This is a genomic window from Sphingomonas sp. M1A8_2b (genome assembly GCF_053345535.1).
In genome coordinates, this window is sequence record NZ_JBKFAH010000001.1 from 1 (window position 1) to 18,319 (window position 18,319).

General features: G+C 66.7%; 18 protein-coding genes. 9 read left to right on the top strand and 9 right to left on the bottom strand.

Annotated elements, in window-relative coordinates; all coding sequences use genetic code 11:
* Positions 1–361 precede the first annotated feature (361 nt).
* Positions 362–1,849, top strand: a complete 1,488-nt coding sequence (locus tag ACLBWL_RS00005) for a lipopolysaccharide biosynthesis protein (RefSeq protein ID WP_447791905.1) — start codon at positions 362–364, stop codon at positions 1,847–1,849.
* Positions 1,850–1,864: 15 nt separating this feature from the next.
* Here ACLBWL_RS00005 and ACLBWL_RS00010 read toward each other — a convergent pair whose 3' ends face one another.
* On the bottom strand, positions 1,865–2,293 hold the full coding sequence (locus ACLBWL_RS00010) for a CBS domain-containing protein (RefSeq protein ID WP_447789089.1): 429 nt from the start codon (positions 2,291–2,293) through the stop codon (positions 1,865–1,867).
* Positions 2,294–2,364: 71 nt separating this feature from the next.
* Between ACLBWL_RS00010 and ACLBWL_RS00015 the strand changes: the two genes are divergently transcribed.
* Entirely contained in the window at positions 2,365–2,655 is a 291-nt protein-coding gene (locus ACLBWL_RS00015; protein WP_447789091.1) for a hypothetical protein, read from the top strand.
* Between the two features lie 118 nt (positions 2,656–2,773).
* On the opposite strand, the gene ACLBWL_RS00020 is transcribed toward ACLBWL_RS00015, so the two are convergent.
* From ACLBWL_RS00020 to hisS, 4 genes are all read right to left on the bottom strand, one after another.
* Positions 2,774–3,982 carry a DUF4167 domain-containing protein gene (locus tag ACLBWL_RS00020; RefSeq protein ID WP_447789092.1) on the bottom strand — a complete coding sequence of 403 codons (1,209 nt, stop codon included), beginning with the start codon at positions 3,980–3,982 and terminating at the stop codon, positions 2,774–2,776.
* 242 nt (positions 3,983–4,224) lie between these two features.
* The gene (gene prmC / locus ACLBWL_RS00025; protein WP_447789094.1) at positions 4,225–5,085 is read right to left on the bottom strand and encodes a peptide chain release factor N(5)-glutamine methyltransferase; all 861 of its coding nucleotides are present in this window, start codon (positions 5,083–5,085) and stop codon (positions 4,225–4,227) included.
* 84 nt (positions 5,086–5,169) lie between these two features.
* Positions 5,170–6,243, bottom strand: a complete 1,074-nt coding sequence (gene prfA / locus ACLBWL_RS00030; protein WP_132742440.1) for a peptide chain release factor 1 — start codon at positions 6,241–6,243, stop codon at positions 5,170–5,172.
* 145 nt (positions 6,244–6,388) lie between these two features.
* Complete coding sequence (gene hisS / locus ACLBWL_RS00035) at positions 6,389–7,624, bottom strand: histidine--tRNA ligase (RefSeq protein ID WP_447789096.1); 1,236 nt, start codon at positions 7,622–7,624, stop codon at positions 6,389–6,391.
* A 49-nt stretch (positions 7,625–7,673) separates the two neighbouring features.
* On the opposite strand from hisS, the gene ACLBWL_RS00040 reads away from it, so the two are divergent.
* From ACLBWL_RS00040 to ppa, 3 genes are all read left to right on the top strand, one after another.
* Positions 7,674–8,327: a DUF1345 domain-containing protein gene (locus ACLBWL_RS00040; RefSeq protein WP_447789098.1), complete on the top strand. Its 654-nt coding sequence runs from the start codon at positions 7,674–7,676 to the stop codon at positions 8,325–8,327.
* Positions 8,328–8,540: 213 nt separating this feature from the next.
* Positions 8,541–10,466, top strand: a complete 1,926-nt coding sequence (locus ACLBWL_RS00045; protein WP_447789100.1) for a M61 family metallopeptidase — start codon at positions 8,541–8,543, stop codon at positions 10,464–10,466.
* A 74-nt stretch (positions 10,467–10,540) separates the two neighbouring features.
* On the top strand, positions 10,541–11,119 hold the full coding sequence (ppa, locus tag ACLBWL_RS00050; protein ID WP_332797076.1) for an inorganic diphosphatase: 579 nt from the start codon (positions 10,541–10,543) through the stop codon (positions 11,117–11,119).
* Between the two features lie 174 nt (positions 11,120–11,293).
* On the opposite strand, the gene ACLBWL_RS00055 is transcribed toward ppa, so the two are convergent.
* The 4 genes from ACLBWL_RS00055 to ispG all read right to left on the bottom strand — a co-directional run bounded on the left by ACLBWL_RS00055 (position 11,294) and on the right by ispG (position 14,580).
* Entirely contained in the window at positions 11,294–11,770 is a 477-nt protein-coding gene (locus tag ACLBWL_RS00055) for an N-acetyltransferase family protein (protein ID WP_447789102.1), read from the bottom strand.
* The gene (locus tag ACLBWL_RS00060) at positions 11,767–12,666 is read right to left on the bottom strand and encodes a DMT family transporter (RefSeq protein ID WP_447789104.1); all 900 of its coding nucleotides are present in this window, start codon (positions 12,664–12,666) and stop codon (positions 11,767–11,769) included. Before ACLBWL_RS00060 ends, ACLBWL_RS00055 begins: the two co-directional genes overlap by 4 nt.
* Before the next feature lie 15 nt (positions 12,667–12,681).
* Positions 12,682–13,008, bottom strand: a complete 327-nt coding sequence (locus ACLBWL_RS00065; RefSeq protein ID WP_447789106.1) for a hypothetical protein — start codon at positions 13,006–13,008, stop codon at positions 12,682–12,684.
* A 435-nt stretch (positions 13,009–13,443) separates the two neighbouring features.
* Positions 13,444–14,580, bottom strand: coding sequence for a flavodoxin-dependent (E)-4-hydroxy-3-methylbut-2-enyl-diphosphate synthase (gene ispG, locus ACLBWL_RS00070; RefSeq protein WP_447789107.1), 1,137 nt, complete (start codon positions 14,578–14,580; stop codon positions 13,444–13,446).
* A 117-nt stretch (positions 14,581–14,697) separates the two neighbouring features.
* Between ispG and ACLBWL_RS00075 the strand changes: the two genes are divergently transcribed.
* The 4 genes from ACLBWL_RS00075 to ACLBWL_RS00090 all read left to right on the top strand — a co-directional run bounded on the left by ACLBWL_RS00075 (position 14,698) and on the right by ACLBWL_RS00090 (position 18,206).
* Complete coding sequence (locus tag ACLBWL_RS00075; RefSeq protein WP_447789109.1) at positions 14,698–15,219, top strand: DUF1993 domain-containing protein; 522 nt, start codon at positions 14,698–14,700, stop codon at positions 15,217–15,219.
* 82 nt (positions 15,220–15,301) lie between these two features.
* Positions 15,302–16,441 carry an acyltransferase family protein gene (locus ACLBWL_RS00080; protein ID WP_447789111.1) on the top strand — a complete coding sequence of 380 codons (1,140 nt, stop codon included), beginning with the start codon at positions 15,302–15,304 and terminating at the stop codon, positions 16,439–16,441.
* The gene (locus tag ACLBWL_RS00085; protein WP_447789113.1) at positions 16,438–17,358 is read left to right on the top strand and encodes an isoaspartyl peptidase/L-asparaginase family protein; all 921 of its coding nucleotides are present in this window, start codon (positions 16,438–16,440) and stop codon (positions 17,356–17,358) included. The genes ACLBWL_RS00080 and ACLBWL_RS00085 overlap by 4 nt, the downstream gene beginning before the upstream one ends.
* Positions 17,355–18,206: a S1/P1 nuclease gene (locus ACLBWL_RS00090; RefSeq protein WP_447789115.1), complete on the top strand. Its 852-nt coding sequence runs from the start codon at positions 17,355–17,357 to the stop codon at positions 18,204–18,206. Before ACLBWL_RS00085 ends, ACLBWL_RS00090 begins: the two co-directional genes overlap by 4 nt.
* The last annotated feature ends 113 nt before the right edge of the window (positions 18,207–18,319 follow it).

The following is an 18,319-nucleotide window of genomic DNA, read 5'->3' on the forward strand; positions in this document are numbered from 1 at the left end:
TTCATCTTAACCTACAATGTCAAAGAGCCGACAAAAATACCGACACTCGCATAACCTCCTCGGTAGAAGAAGCTTGCAGCATCTGGTTTTTTGCGACCGCCGCGGTAGCCGTTAAGGCCGTCCGCTGCGGTGACACCTCTCTAGGCGGCGTTCGCAGAACCGTCAAACACAATCTTTCATATTTGTGGCAATTTTTGCGGATTGGCGCGTTTAGGACGCCCTTGGGCCGATGGCACGCGCTTGGCAGTGCCTTGCGAATGAGCTGGTTCTGCCGTGACTTAGCTTGGCTCAGGTCACATTGCCATTTTAAGGCCTCGCCTTAATCCGTTGTGAAGGGGCATATCGCTACATGCCCGAGACGATGGATACCGTGCCCCCCGCCCCCGTGCCTGCAAACGACCAGCCTTCGCTTGCACGGCAGGTGCGTAGCGCGCTGATCTGGCGCTCGGGCAGCCAGATCGTCGCGCAACTGGTGCAGTGGAGCGCCACCTTCCTGGTGATCCGGATCCTGGCACCCGCGGACTACGGCCTGTTCGCGATGTGCCAGGTGATTCTCACCTTCATGGCGATGCTCAACGGCTATGGGCTGGCAAGTGGGCTGATCCAGCAAAAGGAGATCAGTCGCCGTGAAGTACGCCAGCTGTTCGGAATGCTGATCGTGCTTAACGTCGCGCTTGCGATCGCGCAGCTCTCGCTCGCGCCGCTCGCCGCGGCCTATTACCGCCAGCCGATCGTCGGCGACATGCTGCGGGTCCAGGCGCTGCTGTATCTGACGACTCCGTTCATCGCGCTCCCCTATGCGCTGCTGTCGCGAGCGATGGATTTCCGCCATCAGGCCAAGGCCAACATCACGGCATCGATCGCCTCGGCCAGCGCGGCACTCGGCGGCGCGCTGTACGGTTTCGGCGTCTGGACGCTGGTGCTTGCGCCGATCGTCCTGTTCAGCGTGCGCGGCGCGATGATGACCTGGTCGGCGCGCTCGCTCGTCTGGCCAAGCTTCGACTTTCGCGGCGCCGGGACGATCGCACGCTATGGCGGTGTGATGGCCGCGAGCCAGCTGTTCTGGTTCCTGCAAAGCCAGGCCGACGTGTTCATCGCCGGGCGCAGCTTTTCCCCGCACACGCTCGGCATCTACACGACCAGCCTGTTTCTGACGCAGATCTTCGTCTCGAAGTTCGTGCCGCCGCTGAACGAGGTCGCCTTCTCTGCCTATGCGCGGATGCAGCACGATCCGGCCGCGATCGGCCGCGCGTTCGTGCGCGGCGTGCGGATGGTGATGATTGTCGCGATGCCATTCTATATGGGACTGGCGGCGACGTCCGAACCGCTCGTGCTGACAATGCTGGGCGAGAAATGGCGCGAGACCGCCCCGGTCGTACACCTGCTCGCGCTCGCGATGCCGTTCATGACGCTGCAGGTACTGTTCACGCCGGCGTCGGACGCGCGAGGTCGCCCCGGAATCGGCGTGCGCAACGGCGCGACCGGCGCGATCATCCTGGCGTCCGCGTTCCTGGTCGGCGTCCACTGGGGCCCGACCGGCATGGCGACCGCGTGGATCATCGCCTATCCGCTGTATCTGGCGATCAGCGCGTGGCGGACGCTACCGGTGATCGGCGTGCGTTCGCGCGACGTGGCGTCGGCGGTCGCAGCGCCGGTCTTTGCAGGGATCGCGATGGCGCTGGTGGTCGGACTGGTCGACCGCAACCTCCCCCCGCTCGACGCGCACTGGCGGCTGGCGATCCTCGTGCCGATCGGCGCGGCGGTCTATGTCGGCTGGATGCTGGCCTTCGCGCGCGCGACAATCCGCGAGGTGATCGCGATCGCCCGGAAACAGCCGCTCCCCGCCTAGTCTGGCGGGCCTACGCTACGCCGACTGAATATACTCGCGCATCGCCGCGGCGTCCGCCTCGATCCGGTCGATGCGGTATTTGACGAGATCGCCGATCGAGACGAACCCGACCAGCGTATCGCCATCGATCACCGGCAAATGGCGGATCCGACGCTGGGTCATCAACGACAGCGCGCCGATCGCTGACTCGGTCGGGCCGACCGACTTCACTGCGGTGGTCATCACCGCACCGATCCGCCGGTCCAGCGCCGCGGCACCGTCCGATTGCAGACAGTGGATGACGTCGCGTTCGGAGAAGATGCCGACCACGCGGTCGCCGTCGAGCACCGGCGCCGCGCCGATCCGCTTCTCGGCGAGCAAAGCCACCGCCTCCGCCACAGTCGAGTCCGGGTGGAGCGACTCTATGCCGCCCTTTCGGTCCTTCAGGATCGCCGCGATCGTCATCTTCGCCTCTCCTCATATGCGTCTGGTGCGCGTGGCTTGAGGAAACCATGTTTGCGCGGCAATGTGAAGCGATGACCGATCGACTGCCTGAACCACCGGCCGGGTTGGACGACCCGCAGTATGCGGCGTTCGCATGGGCGCGGTTTCGTGCGATCATGGCGTGGATGGTGCTGGCGGCGGCGATCTGCGTCGCGGCGGTGATCGCGGCGATGGCGCATCTGCAGGGGCCGCTGCATCTGGTGACGATGCTGGCCGTGATCGGCGGGGTCGGCGGATCGGTGATGATGGCCGGGCTGCTGATGGGACTCGCGTTCCTCAGTTCGGGAAGCGGGCATGACGAGGATGTCGCGCGGATCGATTGAGCGGACGCCGATCATGACGCCGATCAGACGTCGAACATGAAAAAGGCCGGTGTCGCGTGACGCGGCACCGGCCTTTTCAGGTCTCAGCTATGCCCCGGACCAGTCCGGGATGACGGCTTCAGCCTGCGACCTCGTCCGGTACCGCACGAACGCGGCGACGGCGGGGTTTTTCTTCCGGCGCCGCGTCGGTAGCGGTCGCTTCGGTCGCCGGCGTTGGCGCGGGCGTTATGGCCGAGATGCCGAGCGATGGCGGCAGGCGGTCCGCATTGAATGCGGTGGGTGCTGCATCTTCGGTCGCAACGGGTGCGTCGAGGCTGCGATCGCGGCGCGGACGACCGCGACGGCGGGGCTGCTCCTCGGTGGCGGCGGCGACAGGCGTCGTCGTCTCGACGCCTTCGATCGGCTGGGCAACCTGCTCCGGGGCTTCGGTTACCGAACGGACCGCGTCGGCTTCCGAATCCTGGTTGGCGTTGGCGACCTGGACGCTGGCGCGCGGCGTACGACGGATCGTCTCACGCTGCCGCGCATCGCGGTAGTCGGAGCGCGGCTCGCGGACCTGCTCGTCGCGGGGCTGGGTCTCGCGCGCCTGGTTGTCACGGGCCTGGGCCTCGCGCGCCTGACCCTGCTCTTCGCCGCTACGCTCGTCGCGCTGCTGCGTATCGCGGGGAGCGTTGCGCTGGTTGCGCTGGCCTTCGCCACGGACGCGGTCTTCGCGCTGACCTTCGTTACGCGACTGGCCCTCGTTACGCTGGCCCTCGTTACGCTGGCCCTCATAGCGGGTGTTCTCGTACCGCGGGCGCTCTTCGCGCTGGGGCCGGTCGTCGCGCTGCGGACGATCTTCGCGGTTCTGCGTGTCGCGATTCTGCCGGGGCGCGTTCTGGTACTGGCCGTTCTGGCCGCCATTCTGCTCAGCCGAAGCTTGCCCCTGCTGCTCGCCCGAGCGGATCGGTTCGCCCTCGTCGCCGTAATCGTCGTCGCCGTCGAGATCGAACGGCTGCTGGCGACGCGGTTGCTGCTGCGCCTGCGGCTGGCTCTCTTCGAAGCGGGCGCGGGTTTCGCTCAGGACACGGAAATAATGATCCGCGAACTGGAGGTAATATTCGATGTTGACGCGGTCGCCCTGCTGCTGCGCGTCGCGCGCGAGGTTCTTGTACTTCTCGTACAGCTGGCTCGCGTTGCCGCGCGCGCGGCTGTCGATGCGGTTGCCGGTATCGCGACCACCCTGGCCACCGCCGCCGCCCTGGCGTTGACCGCCACCACCGCCACCGCCGCCATTATTATTGTTGCCACGACCGCGACGGCGGCCGGCTTGCCGGTTGTTGATCAAGCTTGTGTCCTCAGTCGTCGAACCAAAATCTGGTCGTGCTCCGAAATGCGGTGCAAACCCCCCGCCGCGCACCGACGATCTAAACGAGATCGGTGCGTCGAACTTGCCAGGGCCGCCGGACTGCAGCGACCTCAAAGCGAAGGATGCGGGTCATCGCTCTAAACCGACCAATCGTCGAGAGTGCGTGCCCCTGCCCGCGTGATAGCGGGCGGAAAGGCCATACTACAAGCGAAAACTACGAGTTAGCGCCGTATTCCTGTCGTCGCGACCAGCGCACGCGGGTTGTTTCCATGGTCGTGGTGGAGCGCGACGTGCAAACCCTGCGCTTCGAGCAGCGCGGTCACGGGTATGGCTTGCGTCGATCCGATCTCGATGACGGCCGCGCCACCGGGGGCGATCAGCGCGGGAAGTTGCTCGGCGACGATGCGGTAGTCGTCGAGGCCGTCGCTGCCGGCGAACAGCGCGGCATGCGGTTCGTGGTCATGGACTTCGGGCGGGAGCATCTCGTCGGTGGCGATGTAGGGCGGGTTGGCGAGGATCAGGTCGAACTGGCCGACGATCGCGCTGGCCCAGCTCCCGCGGATGAAGCGGGCGCGGTCGGTCATGCCGAGGGTGGCCGCGTTGGTGCGGGCGTAACCGAGCGCTTGGGCAGAATAGTCGACGCCGAGGCCTTGTGCGGGCCATTCGTCGAGCGCGGCGAGGAGCAATGTGCCGGGGCCGGTGCCGAGGTCGAGCACCGTCGTGGGGGCGCGGCCGGCGAAGTGCGCTTGCGCGGCGATCAGGAGGGTCTCGCTGTCGGCGCGGGGGACGAGTGCGCCGGGGCCGACTGCGAGGTCGATCGACCAGAAGCCGCGGGTGCCGGTGATGTAAGCGATCGGTTCGTGGCGGAGACGGCGTTCGACGAGCGCGGCGAAGGTCTCGGGGACGTCGTAGCGGGTCGGGTCGAGGAGGATCGCGTTGCGCTCGACGCCGAGTGCGTGCGCCATGAGGAGTTCCGCGTCGAGGCGCGGGGTGGCGGAGAAGCCGAACTGCGCGGCGGCGGTGACGATGGCGGCACTTACTGCTCCCCTTCCGCTTGCGGGAGGGGTCGGGGGAGGGGCCATCACCGGGCGATGCCCTTAGCGGGAAGCCCCTCCCCTAACCCCTCCCGCAAGCGGAAGGGGAATGCCGTCGCGGCTGGGGAGGGCTCAGCCATCCAGCTGCGCCAGGCGGTCGGCTTCGTCCTGCGCGATCAGTGCGCCGATCAGCTCGTCCATCTCGCCCGCGACGATCTCCGGCAGGCGGTGCAGCGTCAGGTTGATGCGGTGATCGGTCACGCGGCCTTGCGGGAAGTTGTACGTCCGGATGCGCTCCGAGCGATCCCCCGACCCCACCATCGACTTCCGTGCGCCTGCCCGCTCGGCGTGCAACCGGTCGCGCTCCGCCTCGTACAGCCGCGTCCGCAGCACGCGCAAAGCCTTGGCCTTGTTCTTGTGCTGCGACTTCTCGTCCTGCTGGATCACGGTCAGCCCGGTCGGGATGTGTACGATCCGCACCGCGGAATCCGTCGTGTTGACCGACTGCCCCCCCGGCCCCGACGAGCGATAGACGTCGATGCGGAGGTCCTTGTCGTCGATCTTGACGTCGACCTCCTCCGCCTCGGGCAGCACCGCGACGGTCGCCGCCGAGGTGTGAATCCGCCCGCCCGCTTCCGTGGTCGGCACGCGCTGGACGCGGTGCACGCCGCTCTCGAACTTGAGCTTGGCGAACACGCCTTGGCCGGTGACGCTGGCGACGACTTCCTTGAAGCCGCCCGCATCGGACGACGAGCCGGAGATCATCTCGACCCGCCAGCCCTGCGATTCGGCATAGCGCTGGTACATTCGGAACAGGTCGCCCGCGAACAGCGCCGCCTCGTCGCCACCGGTACCGGCGCGGACCTCGAGCATCGCCGAGCGCTCGTCGGCGGAGTCGCGCGGCAACAGCGCGAGCGCGAGCTTGCGGTCCGCGGTCTCGAGCAACGTGCGGTTCTCGTGCAGCTCGTCCGACGCCATCGCGCGGAGTTCGTCGTCGGCATCCTCGGCCATGAACGCAAGGCTCTCCGCCTCCTGCCGCAACCGGCGCACCTCGGTGGCGGCTTGGGCCACGGGTTCGAGCTCGGCATATTCCTTCGATACCGCGACGAAGCGGTCCGAGGGGAGATCACCGGTCGACATCAGCGCTTGCAGCTCGTCACGCCGCGCCTCGATCGCGCGGATGCGGTCGGGGGAGATCTGGGTCATGAAATCCTCCCCGGCACGGGGAGGGGGACCGCCCGCAGGGGGGTGGAGGGGGCGGGCCGCAAGTGTTGCGCGGCGTGGAAGCCCCCCTCCGTCAGTGCCGCGCACTGCCACCTCCCCGTGCCGGGGAGGATTTGCGGATGACCCATCACGACAGCAGCGTCTTCAATTTGGCCTCAAGACCTTCGGTTTCCGACCCGAGCATCTTCAACTTTCGGACGACTTCGCCGTCGACACGACGAACGCTCGCGATCGCCTGTGGGGTTGCCTTGACGGCCTTGTCGAAGCGTTTTTTCGGCGAACCGGAAGCAACCAGATCTGCGGACACTCCATTTCGCCGGAAGTCGGAAATTAGGGCGATCGCATCGAGACTTGAGTCGTCGTCCTCTGCAACGACGATGACCTGAGGACGCTGCTCAGTCGGCTCCTTCAGCAACATAGCCAACCGCTCAACACCCGCAGCCCAGCCAACGCCCGCCGTCTCGGGCCCGCCAAGCGATCCGATCAACCCGTCATACCGGCCGCCGGCCAGCACGGTACCCTGCGAGCCCAACCGATCAGTCACGAACTCGAAGGCGGTGTGGCGGTAGTAATCGAGGCCGCGGACCAGCCGCGCGTTGCGCTCCCACGCGACGCCCGCCGCATCGAGTCCTGCGGTCACCGCTTCGAAGAACGCGCGTGCCTCGGGCGTCAGATACGCGTCGATGTCCGGTGCGCTGTCGGCGATCGGGCGGTCGCGCGGGTCCTTCGAGTCGAGGATCCGCATCGGGTTCTTTTCGAGCCGGGTCAGGCTGTCTTCGGACAGTTCGCCGCGGTGCGCCTCGAAATGCGCCACCAGCGCCTCGCGCCATGCGTCGCGCGTCGCCGCGTCGCCCAACGTGTTGAGCTGCAACGTCACGCCCTCGGAAATGCCGAGTTCGCGGAGCAGCTGATCCGCCAGCACGAGCAGCTCGACGTCCGCCGCTGGTTCAGCCGCACCGATCACCTCGGCGTCGATCTGGTGAAACTGGCGGAAGCGGCCCTTTTGCGGGCGTTCGTAGCGGAACACCGGGCCGCTGGTGGTGAGCTTCAGCGGCGCGAACTGCTGCCAGCCTTCGGTCAGATACGCGCGCGCAATCCCGGCGGTGAACTCTGGGCGGAGCGTCAGCGAGTCCCCGCCGCGATCCTCGAACGTGTACATCTCCTTCGACACGACATCGGTCGTCTCGCCGAGCGAGCGCGCGAACACCGCCGTCGACTCGAACACCGGGATATCGACGCGCTGGAAGCAATACAGCGCCCGCACGCGTTCGAACGTGGCGAGGACGTGCGCGAACCGGCGCTGTTCGTCGCCGAAAATGTCCTGGGTGCCACGGATGCGGCGCGGGGTTTCTGTCTTGGCCATGATGCGCGCGTATCTAGGCGACGTGCCTGCGAAGCGCTAGCGCTGTGGCATGAACGACAAACCCAGATATTGGGGCCTCGGCCAACGCGTTGCCCCGCCGCGCTTCATCCTGTTCGTGCTGGTCTTCGCGATCGGCCTCGCCGCACTGATCCCGCGCTTCGGGCTCGGCCGCGGCACGATGGCGGCGTTCGACGTCGCCGCGGTCGTGTTCCTGATCGCGGTCTCGACGCTGTTCCGCAACGCCAGTGCCGATCGGATGCGCCGTGCGGCGGAAGAGAACGACGCCAACCGCGCGGTGCTGCTTGGGTTCAGCGGGACGATCATGCTGGTCATCCTGGTGGCGGTGGCGAAGGAATTGCAGGGCAAGAACGACGCGGTCGGGATTGCGCTGACGATTACGACGCTGGCGCTCGCGTGGCTGTTCTCGAACATGATCTACACGCTGCATTACGCGCATCTGTTCTATGTCGACGATCCCGCGGGTGAGGATGCCAAGGGCCTCGATTTCCCGAGCTGCGACGAGCCCGATTACTGGGATTTCGCCTATTTCGCGTTCACGCTGGGGATGACGTTCCAGACCTCGGACGTGCAAATCACCTCGCGCCGCGTGCGGAAGGCAGCGCTCGGCCAGTGCATGGCGGCGTTCGTGTTCAACATCGGCGTGCTGGCGTTCACGATCAACGTGCTCGGGAGTAGTGGCTGAGCCCTGCCCACCCGCTCCGTCATCCTGACGAAAGTCAGGCCCCAGGGTTACCGGCGCTGCACTGCGTGGCTCTGGGTCCTGACTTTCGTCAGGATGACGGTAGGGGGTTATGGTGAGCGTGGGGACCCGAACTTCCCCCGGTAAAGGACTGGACGGCTGCCCTTTATCGCGATTACACCTCGGGTCATCGTCTCTCAGCCGGAAGGCCCTTCCTTGATCCGCAAGCTTCTCGTCGCATCCCTGCTCGCGTCCGCAATGTCCGCCGCTGGCCCCGCCACCGCGCAGGTCCCCGCCGGCAACACCGCACCCCAGCCGGTGCCGTTTGTCGACACCATCCCCGACGCGGTCGACACGCCCTATCCGGGCACGCTGTTGCTAGACGTCGACGCGACCGATACCGAGCGTGGCATCTTCCGCGTCAAGCAGACGATCCCGGTCGCCAAGGCCGGCCCGATGGCGCTGCTGTATCCGAAATGGCTGCCCGGCGCGCACAGCCCCCGCGGCGAGATCGAGAAGCTCGCCGGCCTCGTGATCCGCGCCAACGGCAAGATCGTCCCCTGGACGCGCGATCCGGTCGACGTTTTCGCCTTCCACATCGATGTCCCCACCGGCGCGAAGACGCTGGTCGCCGAGTTCCAGTTCGTCTCCGCGACCAAACCCGATCAGGGCCGCGTGGTGATGACGCCGACGATGATCAGCCTCGAGCCCAATCTCGTCAGCCTGTACCCGGCCGGCTATTTCACGCGCCAGATCCCGATCAAGATGACCGTCACCTACCCGACCGGCTGGACCGCGGCGGGCGCGGTGCCGGCAAAGGTGTCGGGCTCGACCTACAGCTACGACACGACCAACTACGAGATCCTCGTCGATTCGCCGACGCTCGCGGGCAAATACGGCAAGGTCTGGCCGCTCAGCCCCCGCGTCGATCTCAACGTGTTCGCCGACAGCCCCGACCAGCTCGCCGCCAAGCCCGAGCAGATCGACGCGCACAAGCGCCTCGTCGACCAGGCGGTGAAGACGTTCGGCGCGCAGCATTACGATCATTACGAATTCCTGCTGTCGATTACCGACCAGCTTGGCGGGATCGGCCTGGAGCATCATCGCAGCTCCGAGAACGGCGTCCGCCCGGGCTATTTCACCGAGTGGGAAACCGGTGCCGCCGCGCGCAACCTGCTGCCGCACGAATACACGCACAGCTGGGACGGCAAGTTCCGCCGCGGCGCCGACCTGTGGACGCCCGACTTCCGCACGCCGATGCGCGATTCGCTGCTGTGGGTGTACGAAGGCCAGACGCAGTTCTGGGGCTATGTGCTCCAGGCGCGCTCGGGGCTGGTCAGCAAACAGGACACGCTCGACGGCTATGCCGCGATCCTGGGTATCTACGACAGCGCGAAGGGTCGCGAATGGCGCCCGCTGATCGACACGACCAACGATCCGGTGATCTCCGCGCGGAAACCGAAGGGCTGGACCAGCTGGCAGCGCTCGGAGGATTACTACAACGAGGGCCTGATGGTCTGGATGGAAGTCGACGCGATGCTCCGCCAGAAATCCGGCGGGACCAAGTCGATCGACGATTTCGCCAAGGCCTTCTTCGGCGTCCGCGACGGCGATTACGGCGAACTCACCTACACCTTCGCGGATGTTGCGAAGACGCTCAACGGCATCGTCCCCTATGACTGGGCGACGTTCCTCAACACCCGCCTCACCGAGACCGGCAAGCCCGCGCCGATCAACGGCTTCGCGATGAACGGCTACAAGCTGGTCTACAGCCCCGAGCAGAGCCCGTATTTGAAGCAGATCGAGAAGATCCGCGGCACCGATGTCAGCTATTCGCTCGGCATGGTCGTCAACAAGGAGGGCGTGGTCACCTCGTCGATCTGGGACAGCCCGGCGTTCAAGGCCGGCATCGACGTCGGCACCGAGATCGAGGCGGTCAACAGCGAGGCGTATTCGTCCGATCGGCTCAAGGCAGCGATCGTCGCAGCGAAGGGAACCAAGCTGCCGATTCGCCTCACGGTGAAGAACAACGACCGATTCCGGGATATCACGATCGATTACCATGACGGGCCGCGCTATCCGCGCCTTCAGAAGGTCGGTACAGGGGAAGGTGGGCTCGACCGGCTGCTGACGCCGCGCTGAGCCTTTGAAATCCTAACGGTGCCGGCCGCTCTCCAGATGAGGAGCGCCGGCATCGTCATATCGAAAGGACCGCCATGCGTATCGATCTCATCCCGACCGGCAAGAACCCGCCCGAGGACCTGAACGTCATCATCGAAGTGCCGACCGGCGGCGAGCCGGTGAAGTACGAGTTCGACAAGGCCTCGGGCGCGCTGTTCGTCGATCGCATCCTGCACACGCCGATGCGCTATCCGGCGAACTACGGCTTCGTGCCGCATACGCTCAGCCCCGATGGCGATCCGCTCGATGCGCTCGTGATCGCACGCTCGCCGTTCATCCCCGGCTGCGTCGTGCGCGCGCGGCCGATCGCGGTGCTGAACCTCGAAGACGAAGCCGGTGGCGACGAGAAGCTCGTCTGCGTCCCCGTCGACGCGGTGTTCCCGTATTACGCCAACATCGGCGAGCGTGCCGACATGCCCGAGATCGTGTTCGAGCAGATCGAGCACTTCTTCACCCACTACAAGGACCTCGAGAAGACGAAGTGGGTCCGCGTCGGCAAGTGGGGCGATGCCGAGGAAGCCAAGCGCGTCACGGTCGAGGCGATCGAGCGCTATGAGGCCGAGAAGGCGAAGGGCAAGGAGCCGATGAATTCGGACGACGCCGCAGGGCGCTGATCTGACGTCTGCCGGTCTATTGCCCAAATCCCCCCCGGCGCAGGCCGGGGTCCAAGTGGGAAGGTCGAAGTAACGGAGGACTATCCATCGTTTACCTCTGGCCCCCAATTGGGCCCCGGCCTGTGCCGGGGAGGTCGTATTAGACGGGATCGGTTCGGTGTGGCGGTGGCCCTCTTACCGCCCGGCCAGCGTCGCCAGCGCATCCCCCGACATCCGCTGGATCGTCCAGTCTTCCATCCCGACCGCGCCGACTTTCCGGTAGAACGCGATCGCATCGGCGTTCCAGTCGAGCACCGACCATTCGAACCGCGCGCACCCGCGATCGAGCGCCACGCCGGCCAGATGCGACAGCAACGCACCGCCGACCCCCTGCCCGCGCGCGTCCGGCGTTACGTACAGATCCTCAAGATACAGCCCGCGCTTGCCCGTCCACGTCGAGAAATTGTGGAAGAACAGCGCGAAGCCGAGCGGGCCATCGGCAATCTCCGCGATCAAGGCCTCCGCGGCGGGCCGCTCCCCGAACAGCGCCTCTTCCAGCATCGGCTCGGTCGCCTCGACCGCATCCGGCTCGCGCTCGAACGCCGCGAGCTCGCGGACGAAGCGCAGGATCGTGCCGACATCGGCGGGGGTGGCTGGACGGATGTGGGTCATGCACTAGCCTCGATCGATGTTTGCGCGATGTCACGCCGCCGCGCCGCGGACAGGCAGGCGACGACGATGATCGCCGCGCCCGCCAGCGTGAACGCCGATACCCGCTCGCCGAACACCGCGAAACCCAGCACCGCGGCGTAGACGAACGAGGTGTATTCGGTGGTCGCGAGATAGCCGGTGTCGCCGTGCCCGTACGCCCAGCCGAGCAGCCACAACGATGCGGTCGCGAGCGCGGCGGCGGCAAACAGCTTGGGCCAGGTCGCAGCGTCCGGCACCACCGCCAGCCACGGCGCGGCGAGCGCGAGCGTCAGCGTGATGACCACGGCCTGGAAGAACGCGATCTCGCCCGGTCGCGCCGCCTGGCTCTGGAGCCGTGCGATCACGAGGTTGACCGCATACAGCACCGCCGACCCGAGCACCGCGAGCGCCCCCTCGAGCGATGCCGCCGCCCCGGCTTCGCGACCATGCCCGATCATCACCACGCCGACGCCGCCGAGCGCCGCGATCGACGCGAACACGGTCTTGCGCCCGACCCGCTCACCCAGCGTCACCGCCGCCAGCAGCAGCGCGAGCATCGGCGCGATGTAGGTCAGCGTCACCGCCTGCGCCATCGGCACGCGCGCGAGCCCCCAGAAGAACAGCACCGCCATCCCCGTCGTCACCAACCCCCGCGCCAGATGCAGCTTGAGCGCCCGCCCGCTCGGTCGCCCGCTCTTCCCCAGCTTCCACGCAATCGCACCGAGGCCGACGCTGATCATCTGCCGCCACAGCAGCGCGTTGTAGACACCGATCGCCAGGACGAGCGACTTCATCACCGCGTCCATCATGGAGAACAATCCGATGCCGAGCGCGGCAACCGCGAAGGCCAAGGCGGGCGAAACGGTGCGACAGGTCATCGGAACAGGCGGATATCAGGCGCGATCGGCTGCCGCACCGATCCGCGCCAGTCGAAGCAGTTCGGGAAGCGCTGTCCGAACGGCCGCGATCAGCGCAGCATTTTCGTGCGACCGTCCATCGGCGGGGACAACATAGTCGTGATGCTGGATCGAGGTTGCCGCTACCACGCCGTGATAGGTCGAGCCGGAGAGATCATCATTGTCGTCGGATGTGTTTAGCTTCGTCGCGACAGCGGTCGCGCACGATGCATTGTCGTCGTCCAAGGCTCGCACATACCAAGGCCCGGGCGTCGCCGCCTGATCCAGCGCGGTCAGAGCATCGAGATCGGCGGCCGTCGTCATCAGTATCCCATACGCTGCATCGAACCGGCACGCCATCGCCCCGCGTTGCCCGAAAGGAGCGTCATTCGATGTGTCGATCCTCCACCGCCAGGGAAAGGTGGTTGGCACTTGCCAGACGGAGGGGGAGGTAAAGAGATCACCGCTGTTGCGTGTCCTCCCCCTCCGTCGCCTTTCGCGCCACCTCCCCCTGGCGGGGGAGGATCGGCCAGCGTCGGCGACAGTGCATTAGCACCGTTGCCCCGCGAAGGCGGGGGCCAGGAGCCGCAACCGTCATCGCCTTTTATCCTGGGCTCCCAACTTCGCGGGAGAACGAGAAGGAGCCTGCGCCCTATTCCTCGTCATCCTGACGAAAGTCAGGATCCAGAGCCATTGAGGTCCGCGTTCGTTACCCTGGATCCTGACTTTCGTAAGGATGACGGACCGCAGAGGTAGCCCCTATTCCGCCGCCACCGGCACCAGTGCCGCGGCCGCCTCGTCCGCCGCCTCGATTTCCGCGGCCTTCGCTTCGACCAGCCGGACGATGTGGTCGACCATGTCGGCGTCCTGGACGTGGTGGTCGGTGACACCCGACAGATACACCATGTGCTTCCCGTTGCCGCCGCCGGTGATGCCGATGTCGGTCTCGCGTGCCTCGCCGGGGCCGTTTACCACGCAGCCGAGCACCGACAGCGACATCGGCGTGCGGATATGCTGCAACCGCTCCTCCAGCGCCTGCACCGTCCGGATCACGTCGAAACCCTGCCGCGCGCACGATGGACACGACACGACGCGGACGCCGCGATTGCGGATGCCGAGTGCCTTGAGGATCTCGAACCCGACGCGGACTTCCTCTTCCGGCTCGGCGGAGAGCGACACGCGGATCGTGTCGCCGATCCCGTACCAGAGCAAACTCCCCATCCCGATCGCAGACTTGACCGTGCCGCCGACGAACCCGCCCGCCTCGGTGATGCCGAGATGCAGCGGGCAATCGACCTGTTCGGCAAGCTGCTGGTACGCTGCCACCGCGAGAAACAGGTCGGACGCCTTCACCGCGACCTTGAACTCGTGGAAGTCGTGGTCCTGCAACAGCTTGATATGATCGAGCGCCGACTCGACCAGTGCATCGGGGCAAGGCTCGCCGTATTTTTCGAGCAGGTGCCGCTCGAGCGAACCGCCGTTGACGCCGATCCGGATCGCGCAGCCATTGGACTTTGCCGCGTCGACGACTTCCTTCACGCGCGCCGCCGAACCGATATTGCCGGGATTGATCCGCAGGCAGGCCGCGCCAGCGTCCGCCGCTTCCAGCGCGCGCTTGTAGTGGAAATGGATGTCGGCGACGATCGGTACGCGGCTCGCACGAACGATCTGCTTCAGAGCCCCGGTCGATTCGACATCTGGGCAACTCACGCGGATGATGTCGACGCCGGCGTCTTCGCAACGACGAATCTGGTCGACCGTCGCGCGCACGTCGTCGGTCGGCGTGTTGGTCATCGTCTGCACCGTGACCGGCGCATCGCCACCGACGGGGACGTTGCCGACCATGATCTGGCGGCTCTTGCGGCGGGTGATATCGCGCCAGGGACGAAGGGACATGGAGATTCCTCGGGAGTTCGCCGCCGTATATAGCGACTTGCAGGCAGGAACGGAACATCGCTGGTCGACACTGCCGCCGTCGGTCATAGCAGCGCCTTCTTTGCAGGAGAGCGATCGATGACCTTTTCCCTCTACGACGCGACGATCCCGTCGAACCTCCAGATCCTTCGCGCGCTCGACGCGCTGATCGACAAGGCGGCGGCATTCGCGACCGAGCAGGGGATCGAGCCCGCGGCGTTGATCGACGCGAAGCTCGCCGACGACATGCTGCCGTTCGGCTACCAGGTGAAATCCTGCGCGGCGCATTCGGTCGGCGGGATCGAGGGCGTCCGGGGCGGCGTCTTCACTCCCGATCGAAGCGCGTGGCCGACCGATTTCGCAGGCCTGCACACGGTATTGCGCGACGCGATCGCGACGCTGGAGGCGATCGACAGGGACGACTTCGACACGCTGGCCGAGAGCGACACCAAGTTCGAATTCGGCACGTTCGTGATGCCCTTCACCGGCGCGAACTTCCTGTTGTCGTTCTCGCAGCCCAATTTCTATTTCCACGCGACCACGGCCTACGCGATCCTGCGCGCGAAGGGCGTGCCGATCGGCAAGCGCGACTTCCTCGGCACGCCGCGCATGAAGGCCTGAACCGAGAGGCCTGAACTGACACGGAGAACGGGTGGGCAGTCGCACGCTTGCGGCCCCGCTCCCCGCCCCGTAGGGCCGCGCGATGACCCGGCATTTCGGCATGGACTGGCTGCGGATCGGCGCGTTCGCCCTGCTGATCGTCTACCACATCGGCATGGTCTTCGTGCCGTGGAACTTCCACGTGAAGTCGCTCCATGTCGAGGACTGGGTGCGGCTGCCGATGCTCGCCAGCAATGCGTGGCGCCTGACGTTGCTGTTCGTCGTCTCGGGCTATGCGAGCCGCGCGCTGCTTGCCCGGTCGCGCGGCGTCGGCGGGTTCTTCGCCAATCGCTGTTCCCGGCTGCTGGTGCCTTTGCTGTTCGGGATCGCCGTCATCGTCCCGCCGCAACCCTGGGTCGAGCTGGTCACCAAACACGCTTATGCCGGCAGCTACTGGATGTTCTGGAGCCACGACTATTTCCGCTTCGGCACGCTCGCGGGGCTCACGCTGCCGACCTGGAACCACCTCTGGTTCGTCGTCTATCTCTGGGCCTACACCGCGGTCCTGACGCTCGGGCTGGTCGTCGTGCGCGGCGACTGGCTGCAACGCGCGTTCGATTGGGTGTTCGGCGGCTGGGGCGCAGTCGTACTGCCCGTCGCGTGGCTGATCTTCGTCCACGCCTGGTGGTTCCAGATGGCCGCCGAGACCCAAGAGCTGGTTGGCGACTGGGTCGCGCACGTCACCTATTTCCCCGCCTTCCTGTTCGGCTTCGGGCTTGCGCGGTCCGAAGCCGCGATGGCGGCGATAGCGGGGTGGTGGAAAGCGGGCGCGGGCGCGGCGGTGCTCGGATACCTCTTCATCATCGGCGTCGAACTGCACTGGCCCGGCGACATCGAAGCGCCGCGCTGGGTCTACATGCCCTACGGCGTCGCGCATGCGCTCGAGCAATGGGGCGCGATCATTGCGCTGATCGGGATCGCCGAACGCCACGGGAACCGCGACCATCGCTGGCGCCCGGTGCTGACCGAAGCCGTGTTCCCGTTCTACCTGATCCACCAGACGATTATCGTCCTCGGCATGTATACGCTGCTCCCCGCCGGTCTCCCGGGCTGGGCGGAGTTCGCGTGCCTGCTCGTCGCGACGATCGTCGGCAGCGTCGCCTTCTACCTGATCGGCCGCAGCATAACCCCGCTGCGCCCATTGATCGGCCTTCGCCCCCTCACCCCGAAAGCATCATCATGACCTGGACCCTCGTCATTCACGGCGGCGCCGGCAAGCTCGACGCCGAGATGGTTTCGCCCGACCAGGATGCGGGCGCGCGTGCCGGCCTGTCGCGCGCGCTCGACGCCGGGTCGGCGGTGCTGGCGGATGGTGGCAGCGCGCTCGACGCGGTCGAGGCGGCGGTCCGCGTGCTGGAGGACGATCCGCACTTCAACTCGGGACGCGGCGCGGTGTTCACGCATGACGGCACGCTGGAGCTCGACGCGGCGATCATGGACGGCCGCAGCCGAGCGGCAGGCGCTGTCGCGGCGGCCACCGCGACGCGCAACCCGGTCGGGCTCGCGCGCGCGATCCTCGACGACGGGCGCCACGTCTTCCTCGCCGGCGCGGGAGCCGACGCGTTCTCGCGCGATCGTGGATTGCCGCAAGCCGATACCGACTGGTTCGCGACCGACGAACGCCGCCGGCAGTTCGCCGAGTTCCAGGCCGATGGCGGCGGGTTCGACGTCGATATGAAATACGGCACGGTCGGCGCGGTCGCCTGCGACACGCACGGCCATGTCGCCGCCGCGACGTCGACCGGCGGCGTCACCGGCAAGCGCTGGGGCCGGATCGGCGATACGCCGGTAATCGGCGCGGGCACCTTCGCCGACGATCGTGCGTGCGCGGTATCGTGCACCGGCTCGGGCGAGTTCTTCCTGCGCGTCGGCGTCGGTCACGAGATTGCCGCGCGCGTGCGATTGGCGGGCGAATCGCTGCAAACCGCCGCTGACGCGGTACTCGCCGAAGTGAAGGCCTTAGGCGGTACCGGCGGGGTGATCGTCGCCGGGCCGGGCGGCGACATGGCGTGGGGTTTCAACACCGTCGGCATGTACCGCGGGCACGCAACATCGGCGGGTAGCAGGACGGTCGCGATCTACGCTAACGAGCCGGCATGAAGCGCTATCTCCTCGCCGCCTCGGCCCTGCTCGGCCTCGCCTCCCCCGCCACCGCATTCTGGGAGTACGGCCACCAGACCGTCGCACAGATCGCCTATGCCAACGTTACGCCCAAGACCAAGGCCGCGATCCGGAAGCTGCTCGCGCAACAGGCGTTGCTCGACACGCCCGAATGCCCGGCCGGCACGATCGAACAGGCGAGCGTCTGGGCGGACTGCATCAAGCCGCTGAAGACCGCCGACGGCAAGTCGCGCTTCGGGTTCGCCTATACCTGGCATTTCCAGGATGCCGACGTCTGCGCGCCGTTCGACCTCACCCCGTCGTGCAAGGACGGCAATTGCGTCTCGGTCCAGATCGATCGCGACGTAAAGCTGCTGCGGGATCGCGCCACCGCGCCGAAGGACCGCGTCCAGGCGCTGGCGTTCCTGATCCACTTCGTCGGCGATCTCCACCAACCGCTGCATGCGGGCGACCGCAACGACAAGGGCGGCAACGACGTGAAGGCGGATTACGGGATCTACGGCCCCGCGCGGTTTAACCTGCACTCGATCTGGGATGGCCCGCTGGCGGAGCGCGCGATCTCGACGCCGCCGTCGCTGGTGCGGCGCTATCCGGCCGCCGAGCGGGCGAAGATCGGGGCTGGGACGGTTACCGACTGGAGTCGGGAGAGCTGGGAAGCCGCGCATACGGCGTATGCCGCGGCGCTCGGCGGGGATGCGTGCGGCTCCGTGCCGGCACGGGTCAAGATGGACGAGGCGACGATCGCGAAGATGGTGCCGGTGTCGCGCGAGGAGGTGCGCCGCGGGGGTATCCGGCTGGCGAAACTGCTCGACAGAGCGTTGGGCTGACGCGCTTACCCTCTCCCCTCCGGGGAGAGGGAGGGGCCCGCGGGCTCTTGCACGTGGGAGGGTGAGGGGCTTGAGGCTCGGGACACTAATCCCAAAGCCCCTCACCCTTCCGT

What these genes read in the sequence shown, in the direction of transcription:
- ACLBWL_RS00010 (WP_447789089.1), bottom strand. Translation starts at nt 2,293, where the DNA reads ATGACGATCGCGGCGATCCTGAAGGACCGAAAGGGCGGCATAGAGTCG.
- ACLBWL_RS00040 (WP_447789098.1), top strand. Translation starts at nt 7,674, where the DNA reads ATGAACGACAAACCCAGATATTGGGGCCTCGGCCAACGCGTTGCCCCG.
- prmC (WP_447789094.1), bottom strand. Translation starts at nt 5,085, where the DNA reads ATGGCCCCTCCCCCGACCCCTCCCGCAAGCGGAAGGGGAGCAGTAAGT.
- ACLBWL_RS00055 (WP_447789102.1), bottom strand. Translation starts at nt 11,770, where the DNA reads ATGACCCACATCCGTCCAGCCACCCCCGCCGATGTCGGCACGATCCTG.
- prfA (WP_132742440.1), bottom strand. Translation starts at nt 6,243, where the DNA reads ATGACCCAGATCTCCCCCGACCGCATCCGCGCGATCGAGGCGCGGCGT.
- hisS (WP_447789096.1), bottom strand. Translation starts at nt 7,624, where the DNA reads ATGGCCAAGACAGAAACCCCGCGCCGCATCCGTGGCACCCAGGACATT.
- ACLBWL_RS00085 (WP_447789113.1), top strand. Translation starts at nt 16,438, where the DNA reads ATGACCTGGACCCTCGTCATTCACGGCGGCGCCGGCAAGCTCGACGCC.
- ACLBWL_RS00075 (WP_447789109.1), top strand. Translation starts at nt 14,698, where the DNA reads ATGACCTTTTCCCTCTACGACGCGACGATCCCGTCGAACCTCCAGATC.
- ACLBWL_RS00080 (WP_447789111.1), top strand. Translation starts at nt 15,302, where the DNA reads ATGACCCGGCATTTCGGCATGGACTGGCTGCGGATCGGCGCGTTCGCC.
- ACLBWL_RS00060 (WP_447789104.1), bottom strand. Translation starts at nt 12,666, where the DNA reads ATGACCTGTCGCACCGTTTCGCCCGCCTTGGCCTTCGCGGTTGCCGCG.
- ACLBWL_RS00090 (WP_447789115.1), top strand. Translation starts at nt 17,355, where the DNA reads ATGAAGCGCTATCTCCTCGCCGCCTCGGCCCTGCTCGGCCTCGCCTCC.
- ACLBWL_RS00065 (WP_447789106.1), bottom strand. Translation starts at nt 13,008, where the DNA reads ATGACGACGGCCGCCGATCTCGATGCTCTGACCGCGCTGGATCAGGCG.
- ppa (WP_332797076.1), top strand. Translation starts at nt 10,541, where the DNA reads ATGCGTATCGATCTCATCCCGACCGGCAAGAACCCGCCCGAGGACCTG.
- ACLBWL_RS00015 (WP_447789091.1), top strand. Translation starts at nt 2,365, where the DNA reads ATGACCGATCGACTGCCTGAACCACCGGCCGGGTTGGACGACCCGCAG.
- ispG (WP_447789107.1), bottom strand. Translation starts at nt 14,580, where the DNA reads ATGTCCCTTCGTCCCTGGCGCGATATCACCCGCCGCAAGAGCCGCCAG.
- ACLBWL_RS00005 (WP_447791905.1), top strand. Translation starts at nt 362, where the DNA reads ATGGATACCGTGCCCCCCGCCCCCGTGCCTGCAAACGACCAGCCTTCG.